This is a genomic window from Streptococcus oralis subsp. tigurinus, assembly GCF_002093575.1.
Classification (GTDB): Bacteria; Bacillota; Bacilli; order Lactobacillales; family Streptococcaceae; genus Streptococcus; species Streptococcus oralis_CH.
The window spans coordinates 122,381-134,959 of record NZ_LNVH01000001.1; the positions used below are offsets into that span (position 1 = coordinate 122,381).

12 protein-coding genes are annotated in these 12,579 nt (G+C 40.3%); 11 read left to right on the forward strand and 1 reads right to left on the reverse strand.

What is annotated here, in order from left to right; genetic code table 11:
- Positions 1 to 81: 81 nt before the first annotated feature.
- The 8 genes from pfkA (at position 82) to sdbB (ending at position 8,188) form a co-directional block, all read left to right on the forward strand.
- Complete coding sequence (pfkA, locus tag ATE37_RS00630) at positions 82 to 1,089, forward strand: 6-phosphofructokinase (RefSeq protein WP_000820879.1); 1,008 nt, start codon at positions 82 to 84, stop codon at positions 1,087 to 1,089.
- A 64-nt stretch (positions 1,090 to 1,153) separates the two neighbouring features.
- Complete coding sequence (gene pyk / locus ATE37_RS00635) at positions 1,154 to 2,659, forward strand: pyruvate kinase (RefSeq protein ID WP_007521685.1); 1,506 nt, start codon at positions 1,154 to 1,156, stop codon at positions 2,657 to 2,659.
- Positions 2,660 to 2,818: 159 nt separating this feature from the next.
- On the forward strand, positions 2,819 to 4,078 hold the full coding sequence (gene murA / locus ATE37_RS00640) for a UDP-N-acetylglucosamine 1-carboxyvinyltransferase (protein WP_084867136.1): 1,260 nt from the start codon (positions 2,819 to 2,821) through the stop codon (positions 4,076 to 4,078).
- Between the two features lie 15 nt (positions 4,079 to 4,093).
- Complete coding sequence (locus ATE37_RS00645; RefSeq protein WP_084867137.1) at positions 4,094 to 4,645, forward strand: GNAT family N-acetyltransferase; 552 nt, start codon at positions 4,094 to 4,096, stop codon at positions 4,643 to 4,645.
- Positions 4,638 to 5,915 carry a CBS-HotDog domain-containing transcription factor SpxR gene (gene spxR, locus ATE37_RS00650; protein ID WP_084867138.1) on the forward strand — a complete coding sequence of 426 codons (1,278 nt, stop codon included), beginning with the start codon at positions 4,638 to 4,640 and terminating at the stop codon, positions 5,913 to 5,915. Before ATE37_RS00645 ends, spxR begins: the two co-directional genes overlap by 8 nt.
- Before the next feature lie 15 nt (positions 5,916 to 5,930).
- Positions 5,931 to 6,791, forward strand: a complete 861-nt coding sequence (locus ATE37_RS00655) for a methionyl aminopeptidase (protein ID WP_084867140.1) — start codon at positions 5,931 to 5,933, stop codon at positions 6,789 to 6,791.
- 131 nt (positions 6,792 to 6,922) lie between these two features.
- Positions 6,923 to 7,630, forward strand: a complete 708-nt coding sequence (ccdA2, locus tag ATE37_RS00660) for a thiol-disulfide oxidoreductase-associated membrane protein CcdA2 (protein WP_084867142.1) — start codon at positions 6,923 to 6,925, stop codon at positions 7,628 to 7,630.
- 12 nt (positions 7,631 to 7,642) lie between these two features.
- Positions 7,643 to 8,188: a thiol-disulfide oxidoreductase-associated lipoprotein SdbB gene (sdbB, locus tag ATE37_RS00665; RefSeq protein ID WP_084867144.1), complete on the forward strand. Its 546-nt coding sequence runs from the start codon at positions 7,643 to 7,645 to the stop codon at positions 8,186 to 8,188.
- Positions 8,189 to 8,222: 34 nt separating this feature from the next.
- Here sdbB and pbp3 read toward each other — a convergent pair whose 3' ends face one another.
- Positions 8,223 to 9,458: a D-alanyl-D-alanine carboxypeptidase PBP3 gene (pbp3, locus tag ATE37_RS00670; protein ID WP_033605658.1), complete on the reverse strand. Its 1,236-nt coding sequence runs from the start codon at positions 9,456 to 9,458 to the stop codon at positions 8,223 to 8,225.
- A 103-nt stretch (positions 9,459 to 9,561) separates the two neighbouring features.
- Between pbp3 and ATE37_RS00675 the strand changes: the two genes are divergently transcribed.
- From ATE37_RS00675 to ATE37_RS00685, 3 genes are all read left to right on the forward strand, one after another.
- The gene (locus tag ATE37_RS00675; protein ID WP_000489825.1) at positions 9,562 to 10,671 is read left to right on the forward strand and encodes an AI-2E family transporter; all 1,110 of its coding nucleotides are present in this window, start codon (positions 9,562 to 9,564) and stop codon (positions 10,669 to 10,671) included.
- A 227-nt stretch (positions 10,672 to 10,898) separates the two neighbouring features.
- Complete coding sequence (tuf, locus tag ATE37_RS00680) at positions 10,899 to 12,095, forward strand: elongation factor Tu (protein ID WP_001040717.1); 1,197 nt, start codon at positions 10,899 to 10,901, stop codon at positions 12,093 to 12,095.
- A gap of 140 nt (positions 12,096 to 12,235) precedes the next feature.
- On the forward strand, positions 12,236 to 12,568 hold the full coding sequence (locus ATE37_RS00685; RefSeq protein WP_000402066.1) for a putative DNA-binding protein: 333 nt from the start codon (positions 12,236 to 12,238) through the stop codon (positions 12,566 to 12,568).
- Positions 12,569 to 12,579 lie beyond the last annotated feature (11 nt).

The window sequence follows — 12,579 nt, forward strand, 5'->3', positions numbered from 1 at the left end:
AAATACGAAAAATAGAAGAATTTTCGATTTAAATGTGGTATAATCAGTAAGAATGTTAAAAGGAAAAGGAGCAAAAACCAAATGAAACGTATTGCTGTTTTGACCAGTGGTGGAGACGCCCCTGGTATGAATGCTGCCATCCGTGCAGTAGTTCGCCAAGCAATCTCAGAAGGAATGGAAGTATTTGGTATCTATGATGGATACGCTGGTATGGTTGCCGGAGAAATTTATCCACTTGATGCTGCTTCAGTAGGAGACATCATTTCACGTGGTGGTACTTTCCTTCACTCTGCTCGTTACCCTGAGTTTGCACAACTTGAAGGTCAACTTAAAGGGATTGAGCAGTTGAAAAAACACGGTATCGAAGGTGTCGTTGTTATCGGTGGTGATGGTTCTTATCACGGAGCTATGCGCTTGACTGAGCATGGATTCCCTGCTATTGGGCTTCCAGGTACAATCGATAACGATATCGTAGGTACTGACTTCACAATCGGATTTGATACTGCAGTTACTACTGCAATGGATGCAATCGATAAAATTCGTGATACATCATCAAGTCACCGTCGTACTTTCGTTGTTGAAGTAATGGGACGTAATGCTGGTGATATCGCACTTTGGGCAGGTATTGCAACTGGTGCTGATGAAATCATTATCCCTGAAGAAGGCTTCAAGATGGAAGATATCGTAGCTAGTATCAAAGCTGGTTATGAATGTGGTAAAAAACACAACATCATCGTTTTGGCCGAGGGAGTTATGTCAGCCGATGAATTCGGTAAGAAACTCAAGGAAGCAGGAGATACTAGTGACCTTCGTGTGACTGAGCTTGGACATATCCAACGTGGTGGTTCACCAACCGCTCGTGACCGTGTATTAGCGTCACGTATGGGAGCACACGCTGTTAAACTTCTCAAACAAGGAATCGGTGGTGTCGCTGTTGGTATCCGTAACGAAAAAATGGTTGAAAACCCAATTCTTGGAACAGCAGAAGAAGGAGCCTTGTTCAGCCTGACAGCTGATGGCAAAATCGTTGTTAACAACCCTCACAAAGCTGACCTTGAACTTGCTAGCTTGAATAAGAGCTTGTCATAATCAACTTTAACTAATCTGGTAAAATGACCATAAAAGGTCAAATTATATAAAGGAGTCACAAATCATGAATAAACGTGTAAAAATCGTTGCAACTTTGGGTCCTGCGGTTGAAATCCGTGGTGGAAAGAAATTCGGTGATGACGGATACTGGGGTGAAAAACTTGACGTTGAAGCTTCAGCAAAAAACATTGCTAAATTGATTGAAGCAGGAGCTAACACTTTCCGTTTCAACTTCTCACACGGTGACCACCAAGAACAAGGTGAACGTATGGCAACTGTTAAACTTGCAGAAAAACTTGCAGGTAAAAAAGTTGGTTTCCTTCTTGATACTAAAGGACCAGAAATCCGTACTGAATTGTTCGAAGGTGAAGCTAAAGAGTACTCATACAAAACTGGTGAAAAAATCCGTGTTGCAACTAAACAAGGAATCAAATCAACTCGTGAAGTGATTGCTTTGAACGTTGCTGGTGCTCTTGATATCTATGATGACGTTGAAGTTGGTCGCCAAGTATTGGTTGACGATGGTAAACTTGGTCTTCGCGTTGTAGAAAAAGACGATGCAACTCGTGAATTTGTAGTTGAAGTGGAAAATGACGGTGTGATCGCTAAACAAAAAGGTGTAAACATCCCTAACACTAAAATTCCTTTCCCAGCTCTTGCTGAACGTGATAACGATGATATCCGCTTTGGTCTTGAACAAGGTATTAACTTCATCGCGATTTCATTCGTACGTACTGCAAAAGACGTTAACGAAGTTCGTGCAATCTGTGAAGAAACTGGTAATGGTCATGTTCAATTGTTCGCTAAAATCGAAAACCAACAAGGTATCGATAACTTGGATGAAATCATTGAAGCTGCTGACGGTATCATGATCGCTCGTGGTGACATGGGTATTGAAGTACCATTTGAAATGGTTCCAGTTTACCAAAAAATGATCATTACTAAAGTGAACGCGGCAGGCAAAGTTGTTATCACAGCAACAAACATGCTTGAAACAATGACTGAAAAACCACGTGCAACTCGTTCAGAAGTATCAGACGTATTTAACGCTGTTATCGACGGAACTGACGCAACAATGCTTTCAGGTGAGTCTGCAAATGGTAAATACCCACTTGAGTCAGTAACAACAATGGCTACAATTGACAAGAACGCTCAAACTCTTCTTAATGAATACGGACGTTTGAACTCAGATACTTTCGAACGTAACTCTAAGACAGAAGTTATGGCTTCAGCTGTTAAAGACGCTACTAACTCAATGGATATCAAATTGGTTGTAACTCTTACTAAGACAGGTCACACAGCACGTTTGATTTCTAAATACCGTCCAAATGCTGATATCTTGGCATTGACATTTGACGAATTGACAGAACGTGGATTGATGTTGAACTGGGGTGTTATCCCAATGTTGACAGATGCTCCATCATCAACTGACGATATGTTTGAAATCGCTGAACGTAAAGCAGTTGAAGCAGGTCTTGTACAATCTGGTGACGATATCGTTATCGTTGCAGGTGTGCCAGTTGGAGAAGCTGTTCGTACAAACACAATGCGCATCCGCACTGTACGCTAATCTAACATTACAAAGCCTATCATATCAAGCTTTATCGCTTGTGTGATAGGTCTTTTTTTATCGAAATGGAATGTTTAATCAATAGGAATGGGAAAAAAATGAAAATTATGGTATAATAGAACGAAAAGACCTTTTTAGTAAATTTTGAAAGAGTAAAACATGAGAAAAATTGTCATCAATGGTGGACGTCCATTGCAAGGTGAGATCACCATTAGTGGTGCTAAAAATAGTGTTGTAGCACTTATTCCAGCTATTATCTTATCAGATGATATTGTCACTTTAGATTGTGTTCCAGACATTTCAGACGTTGCTAGTCTTGTCGAAATCATGGAGATTATGGGGGCAACTGTTAATCGTTATGACGATGTCTTGGAGATTGATCCAAGAGGCGTTCAAAACATTCCTATGCCTTATGGTAAGATTAATAGCTTGCGTGCTTCTTATTATTTCTACGGAAGTCTTTTAGGTCGCTTTGGTGAAGCTACAGTTGGACTTCCTGGTGGATGTGATCTGGGGCCTCGTCCGATTGACCTTCACTTGAAAGCCTTTGAAGCCATGGGTGCTAAGGTCAGCTATGAGGGAGATAATATGAATTTATCTGCCCAAGGTAAGGGACTTCACGGAGCAAGTATTTACATGGATACCGTCAGCGTTGGTGCAACGATTAACACTATGATTGCTGCGGTTAAAGCTAAGGGACGCACTGTCATTGAAAATGCGGCTCGTGAACCGGAAATTATCGATGTTGCTACCCTTTTGAACAACATGGGGGCCCACATTCGTGGTGCAGGGACTGATATTATCATTATTGATGGTGTTGAGAAACTTCATGGAACGCGTCACCAAGTCATTCCAGACCGTATCGAAGCTGGAACCTATATTTCACTTGCTGCAGCGGTAGGAAAAGGAATTCGCATTAACAACGTTCTCTATGAGCACTTAGAAGGGTTTATCGCCAAACTAGAGGAAATGGGCGTTCATATGACAGTCTCAGAAGACAGTATCTTCGTTGAAGAACAGTCTGATTTGAAGGCCATCAATATCAAAACAGCTCCTTATCCTGGATTTGCAACCGATTTGCAACAGCCTATAACTCCGCTATTGCTGACTGCTCAAGGTCGTGGAACTATTATTGATACGATCTATGAAAAACGTGTTAACCATGTTTTTGAATTAGCAAAAATGGATGCGGATATTACGACTACGAATGATCATATTATCTACAACGGTGGTCGTAGGTTGCATGGGGCAAGCGTAAAAGCTACAGACTTGCGAGCTGGTGCAGCGCTTGTTATTGCTGGTTTGATGGCTGAAGGTAAAACTGAAATTACAAATATTGAGTTTATCCTGCGAGGCTACTCAGATATTATTGAGAAATTGCGTAGTCTTGGAGCAGATATTACACTCGTTGAAGACTAAACCGTTGAGGTGATTATGAATATTTGGACCAAATTAGCAATGTTTTCTTTTTTTGAAACGGAGCGCTTGTATTTGCGTCCTTTCTTTTTTAGTGACAGTCAAGCATTTTACGAGATTGCTTCCAATCCTGAAAATTTGCAGTTTATTTTTCCCAGTCAATCAAGTTTAGAAGAAAGTCAATACGCGCTTGCCAACTATTTTATGAAGACTCCTCTAGGTGTTTGGGCTATTTGTCTCCAAGGAAATCAGGAAATGATTGGCTCCATTAAATTTGAAAAAATCGATGAAATCAAAAAAGAAGCAGAAATTGGTTACTTCTTAAAAAAAGATTCTTGGTCACAAGGTTTTATGACAGAAGTGGTTACCAAGCTTTGTCAGCTTTCCTTTGAAGAATTTGGTTTAAAACAATTATCCATCATCACTCATTTGGAGAATCAAGCTAGTCAAAAAGTAGCCTTAAAATCGGGCTTTAGTCTCGTACGACAGTTTAAGGGGAGCGATCGCTATACACGAAAAATGAGGGACTATCTTGAATTTCGATACATAAAAGGAGAATTCAATGAGTAAACACCAGGAAATTTTGTCCTATCTGGAAGAGTTGCCAATTGGGAAGAGAGTTAGTGTTCGCAGTATCTCTAATCACCTAGGTGTTAGTGATGGAACCGCCTACCGAGCTATCAAAGAAGCTGAAAATCGTGGCATCGTTGAAACTCGGCCACGTAGTGGAACCATACGAGTTAAGCCAAAGAAAGTGGCTATTGAACGGCTAACCTATGCTGAAATCGCTGAAGTCACCTCCTCTGAAGTTTTAGCTGGTCAGGAAGGGTTGGAGAGAGAGTTTAGCAAATTCTCCATTGGGGCCATGACAGAGCAAAATATCCTGTCCTATCTCCATGATGGTGGTCTTGTGATCGTAGGTGACCGTACTCGTATTCAACTTCTAGCCTTGGAAAATGAAAATGCGGTCCTCGTGACAGGTGGTTTCTATGTTCAGGATGATGTTCTTGAGTTGGCCAATAAAAAAGGGATTCCAGTTCTAAGAAGTAAAGATGACACTTTTACAGTAGCGACCATGATTAACAAAGCTCTCTCAAACGTTCAAATCAAAACCGATATTCTGACAGTTGAAAAGCTCTATCGTCCCAGTCATGAGTATGGTCTTTTGAGAGAAACCGATACAGTCAAAGACTATCTAGACTTGGTTCGTAAGAACAGAAGTAGCCGTTTTCCAGTTGTTAACCAACACCAAGTGGTTGTTGGGGTTGTTACTATGCGTGACGCAGGAGACAAGTCTCCCAGCACGACGATTGACAAGGTGATGACGCGCAGCATCTTCGTAACAGGATTGGCGACCAATATTGCCAATGTCAGTCAACGAATGATTGCAGAAGACTTTGAGATGGTTCCGGTAGTCAGAAGCAACCAAACCCTACTCGGTGTTGTAACACGACGAGATGTCATGGAAAAGATGAGCCGTTCTCAGGTTTCTGCTTTGCCGACTTTTTCAGAGCAAATTGGACAAAAACTCTCTTACCATCATGATGAAGTCGTCATAACTGTTGAGCCCTTCATGTTGGAGAAAAATGGTGTCCTTGCTAATGGAGTCTTGGCTGAAATTCTCAACCATATGACCCAAGACCTCGTTGTCAATAGCGGACGTAATCTCATCATTGAACAGATGTTGATTTATTTCTTGCAGGCTGTACAGATAGATGATACTCTGCGGATTCAGGCTCGTATTATTCACCACACGAGACGCTCAGCTATTATTGATTATGATATTTATCATGGTCATCAGATTGTTTCAAAAGCAAATGTTACGGTTAAAATTAATTAGAATCTAGGAGAAAAAATGATAACTTTAAAATCAGCACGTGAAATCGAAGCCATGGACAAGGCTGGTGATTTTCTAGCAAGTATCCATATCGGCTTACGTGATTTGATTAAGCCAGGCGTAGATATGTGGGAAGTCGAAGAGTATGTTCGTCGACGTTGCAAAGAGGAGAATTTTCTTCCTTTACAGATTGGTGTGGATGGTGCAGTCATGGATTACCCCTATGCCACTTGTTGCTCTCTCAACGACGAAGTAGCTCACGCTTTTCCACGTCATTACATCTTGAAAGATGGCGATTTGCTCAAGGTTGACATGGTACTGGGTGGTCCGATTGCCCAATCCGACCTCAATGTATCTAAACTTAACTTCAACAATGTTGAGCAAATGAAAAAATACACCCAAAGCTATACTGGTGGTTTAGCAGACTCATGTTGGGCTTATGCGGTTGGTACACCGTCTGAAGAAGTGAAAAACTTGATGGACGTGACCAAGGAAGCTATGTATATAGGGATTGAGAAAGCGGTTGTTGGAAATCGTATCGGTGATATCGGTGCAGCCATTCAAGAATACGCTGAAAGTCGCGGTTATGGGGTTGTACGTGATTTGGTTGGTCATGGTGTTGGTCCAACAATGCACGAAGAGCCAATGGTTCCTAACTACGGTATTGCAGGCCGTGGACTCCGTCTCCGTGAAGGAATGGTACTAACCATTGAACCCATGATCAATACTGGTGACTGGGAAATCGATACAGATATGAAGACTGGCTGGGCTCATAAGACTATAGATGGTGGACTGTCTTGCCAGTATGAACACCAGTTCGTGATTACCAAAGACGGTCCAGTTATCTTGACTAGTCAAGGTGAAGAAGGAACGTATTAGAATGATAAAAGGGAGCTTAGCTCCTTTTTTTGTACCTAGTCGAGATAAAAAAGATAAGCGTAGCAGACTTCTTACAATTTTTTTCTTTTATAGTAAAATAAGATTAGAATTTTGAGAAAGTAGGTAATTCGTTGGAGTCGATTATATTTCTAGTATCCGTTTTTTTAGCAGGTTTCCTGTCCTTCTTTTCACCCTGCATCTTTCCTTTGCTACCTGTCTATGCTGGTATTTTACTGGATGATCAGGGAAATTCGAAAAGCTTTCGCTTTTTTGGAAGAGACGTTGCATGGTCGGGCTTAATTCGAACCTTGTGCTTTATTGCAGGAATCTCCCTCATTTTCTTTATTTTAGGATTTGGAGCTGGATTCCTAGGGCACATGCTCTATGCAGACTGGTTTCGTTATGCTATGGGCATAGTCATTATTCTTTTAGGACTTCACCAGATGGAAATCTTGCATTTCAATAAACTGGAAGTTCAAAAGACAGTCACCTTCAAACAATCAAAGTCTAATCACTATCTGTCAGCTTTTTTGCTTGGGATAACCTTTAGTTTTGGTTGGACCCCTTGTATCGGACCAGTTTTGAGTTCGGTCTTGGCTCTTGCAGCTTCTGGAGGGAATGGTGCTTGGCAAGGAGCCTTACTAACCTTAGTGTACACATTGGGAATGGCCCTTCCTTTCCTTGTTCTGGCCTTGGCTTCGGGATGGATCATGCCCTATTTTAGCAAATTAAAACCCCATATGATCCTACTAAAGAAAATCGGGGGAGCCTTGATTATTTTGATGGGATTATTATTAATGCTCGGGCAGTTAAATGCCTTGTCAGGAATTCTTGGATAAAAGGAGAAAAAGATGAAAAAAGTTATTTTTGCTGGATTGAGCCTCATGTCTCTATTCTTGTTGATTGCCTGTGGTGAAAAAGAAACCAAACAAACGGAAAATCCCAAACAGTCTACTGTACAGCAAATCGCGGTCGGTAAGGATGCGCCAGACTTCACCTTGCAGTCTATGGATGGCAAAGAAGTCAAGTTATCAGACTATAAAGGGAAAAAAGTCTATTTAAAATTCTGGGCTTCTTGGTGTGGACCTTGTCGAAAGAGTATGCCTGAGTTGATGGAATTAGCTGCAAAACAAGATCGAGATTTTGAAATCCTAAGTGTTGTCGCACCAGGGCTACAAGGTGAAAAAACAGTTGAAGAGTTTCCAAAATGGTACCAAGAACAAGGATACAAGGATATACCAGTTCTATACGATACGCAAGCAACTACTTTTCAAGCCTACCAAATTCGTAGTATTCCAACGGAATACTTGATTGATAGCCAAGGAAAAATCGGAAAAATCCAATTTGGTGCTATTAGCAATGCAGATGCGGAAGCAGCATTTAAAGAAATGAAATAAAATAAAGAAAAAATCGCGATTGTTCGCGATTTTTTTATAGTTTTTCATTGATAAAGCGGATAAATTGATTCCACCAAACCTTCAAAAAGAAGGCTTTTTCTACTTTCTTTTCAGCGACCATTTCAAAAGAAGGTTTTTCAGAAGTGAGATAACCTTGACCGACCAAATCCTGATCGTCATAGGTTAGAGTACCGACAACCTTGCCTTCTTCCAGTGGAGCTATTTCTGATTTTGGTGTGAATTGAAGAGCTGATGTTGTTTCACTTCCAACTCGTTGGACGATTGAAATATCTGACTTAGCAATTGCAGCTACCTTATCTTCTTTCCCATCAAGGACTGTCACTTTGCTATCTTTATAGGTTTCGCCTTTCTGAACGACAGTTTTTAAAGCAAAGTTTGCAGAAACATAATCTAAAAGTGAAGAAGTTGCAGTAAAACGTGCATAAGGGTTGCTATCTTGCTGGTCTGCATTTAAAACAACCGTAATGATACGCATCCCTTTCTCAACAGTTGTTCCAACGAAAGAAGCACCGGCTTTGTCGGTAGTACCTGTTTTCAAACCGTCGACACCACCACGATAGGCTGGCATTCCTTCCAACATATAGTTGGTTGAGTGGATTTCAAGTCCAGCAAAAGTAGAAGTTGGCTTTTTGGTGATTTCCAAAACTTGAGGATAATCTCGGATGAGATTACGAGCGACGATTGCAACGTCGTAGGCACTCAACTTGTTTTCATCATCTTTTTTAGAACCAGGATAGATATTATCACCAAGGGTCTCATTATTTAAACCAGTTGTGTTTACAATAGTTGCATCTTGAATTCCCCATTCAAGAAGTTTAGCCCTCATTTTGTCTACAAAGTCTTTCTCAGAACCAGCAATCTTTTCTGCTAGCGCAATCGCAGCGCTGTTTGCACTGGACACCATTGTAGCCTCTAATAGTTGTTCAACAGTATAATTTCGAGCTTCCATAGGGACGTTACTCGCCTCAGAATTGGTCGTAAGTTTGTAAGGATAGTCCGAAATATCAACAGGTGTAGATAGGCTGATAGTTCCTTGTTCCAGAGCTTCATAGACCAAATAGACTGTAACAAGTTTGGTAATAGAAGCAATTTCTACAGGCTGATTTGCATCTTTCTCGTAGAGGATTTTTCCAGTTGTAGCCTCGACAGCAATGGCATGTTTAGCAGCAACATCAAACTCCTGAGCAGAAACAGTAGAAACTGTTCCAAAAACAAAAAGTGTTATAAAAGATAGAATTATTTTTTTCATATTAGCTTTATTTTATCATAAAGAAAAAAAATATTCTCGCTTTTATACTAAAGCCATCTTATCTTTTGAAGAAATATGATAAAATAAATAGAGGAGGATGCCTATGTTCCGTAGAAACAAATTATTTTTTTGGACAGCTGAAATTTTATTATTAACACTGATTTTCTATCTTTGGAGAGAGATGGGAGCGATTATTACTCCTTTCGTGACGGTTGTGAATACCATCATGATTCCATTTTTGTTAGGTGGATTTTTTTACTACATTACCAATCCAATCGTTACCTTTTTGGAAAAGAGATGTAAAATTAATCGTCTAATTGGTGTCTTGGTCACTCTCTGTGCTTTAATTGGTGCCATCGTTGTAGGGGTCGTCTATCTCTTGCCGATTCTGATTAATCAGTTGACTAGCTTGATTATTTCTAGTCAAAACATCTATAGCAGATTGCAGGATTTGGTTATTGATTTGTCAATGAACCCTATTTTCCAGAATATCGATATTCAACAAACAATTCAACAGTTAAATCTCTCCTATGTGGATATCCTACAGAATATTCTTAATAGCGTCAGCAACAGTTTAGGAAGCGTCCTTTCAGCCTTGTTTAGCACGGTTCTGATTCTCATTATGACCCCCGTCTTCTTGATTTATTTCTTGTTAGATGGACATAAGTTGCTGCCTATGTTGGAACGAACTGTCTTAAAACATGACAAATTAAATCTCTCTAGCCTTTTAACCAATCTCAATACAACCATAGCACGTTATATCAGCGGAATTGCGATTGATGCGGTTATTATTGGATGTTTAGCCTATATTGGTTATAGCGTTATCGGATTAAAGTACGCTCTTGTTTTTGCTATTTTCTCTGGAATCGCAAATTTGATTCCTTATGTTGGTCCAAGTATTGGCTTGATTCCGATGGTGATTGCGAATGTATTCACGGATCCTCATCGTATGCTGATTGCGGTTGCCTATATGCTTATTATTCAGCAAATCGACGGAAATGTTCTTTATCCACGTATTGTTGGAGGGGTTATGAAAGTACATCCGATTACGATTTTGGTGCTTCTCTTATTGTCAAGTAATATCTACGGCGTCATAGGGATGATTGTAGCAGTGCCAACCTACTCTATTCTCAAAGAAATCACTAAGTTCTTGGCAAAATTATATGAAAATCATAAGGAAGCTAAAGAACTGGAAAAATCAGAATCCATTTAGAATCAGGGAAACCTGATTTTTTTGTGAGCATAATACCGCTAGAATGAAATAAGCTTGAATTGTATAAAGAAGCAGAAGAACAGCACTTTGTAAGATTCAGATTAATTCACAAAATATGTGTAAAACACTTGCAATTTAGCAGAAATTTGATAAAATAGTAAGGAAAGTTAGACTGTATTGCCTACTGTCTATCTATAAAATATATTTTATTGGAGGCTTTTACTCAAATGGCAAAAGAAAAATACGATCGTAGTAAACCACACGTTAACATTGGTACTATCGGACACGTTGACCACGGTAAAACTACTTTGACTGCAGCTATCACAACTGTTTTGGCACGTCGCTTGCCTTCAGCAGTTAACCAACCTAAAGACTATGCGTCTATCGATGCTGCTCCAGAAGAACGCGAACGCGGTATCACTATCAACACTGCGCACGTTGAGTATGAAACTGCAAAACGTCACTATGCTCACATCGACGCTCCAGGACACGCGGACTACGTTAAAAACATGATCACTGGTGCCGCTCAAATGGACGGAGCTATCCTTGTAGTAGCTTCAACTGACGGACCAATGCCACAAACTCGTGAACACATCCTTCTTTCACGTCAAGTTGGTGTTAAACACCTTATCGTATTCATGAACAAAGTTGACTTGGTAGACGACGAAGAATTGCTTGAATTGGTTGAAATGGAAATCCGTGACCTCTTGTCAGAATACGACTTCCCAGGTGACGATCTTCCAGTTATCCAAGGTTCAGCTCTTAAAGCACTTGAAGGTGATACTAAATACGAAGATATCATCATGGAATTGATGGATACTGTTGATGAGTACATCCCAGAACCAGAACGTGATACAGATAAACCATTGCTTCTCCCAGTCGAAGACGTATTCTCAATCACTGGACGTGGTACTGTTGCTTCAGGACGTATCGACCGTGGTACTGTTCGTGTCAACGATGAAATCGAAATCGTTGGTATCAAAGACGAAACTCAAAAAGCAGTTGTTACTGGTGTTGAAATGTTCCGTAAACAACTTGATGAAGGTCTTGCCGGAGATAACGTAGGTGTCCTTCTTCGTGGTATTCAACGTGACGAAATCGAACGTGGACAAGTTATCGCTAAACCAGGTTCAATCAACCCACACACTAAATTCAAAGGTGAAGTCTACATCCTTACTAAAGAAGAAGGTGGACGTCACACTCCATTCTTCAACAACTACCGTCCACAATTCTACTTCCGTACTACTGACGTTACAGGTTCAATCGAACTTCCAGCAGGTACTGAAATGGTAATGCCTGGTGATAACGTGACTATCGACGTTGAGTTGATCCACCCAATCGCCGTAGAACAAGGTACTACATTCTCTATCCGTGAGGGTGGACGTACTGTTGGTTCAGGTATGGTTACAGAAATCGAAGCTTAATTCGATTAAGTTCCCAGAAGAACAATTATTTAAGTCAGACACTAAAAGAATCTTGCCTTGCAAGGTTCTTTTTTCTTCTTGTTCTATTTGAAGTGCTTCTACTCTAGCAGTATAATCGTTTTTTTGGTATAATAAAGGTTATGGAAATCGAAAAAACCAATCGTATGAATGCGCTTTTTGAATTTTATGCTGCGCTTTTGACAGACAAGCAGATGAACTATATTGAACTCTACTATGCTGATGACTACAGTCTTGCTGAGATTGCTGAAGAGTTCGGTGTCAGTCGTCAGGCTGTCTATGATAATATCAAGCGGACGGAAAAGATTCTAGAAGATTATGAGATGAAACTGCACATGTATTCGGACTACATTGTCCGCAGTCAGATTTTTGACCAGATCTTGGAGCGTTATCCCAAGGATGACTTTCTGCAGGAGCAGATAGAAATTTTAACAAGCATTGATAATAGAGAATAAGAGGAAGAAAA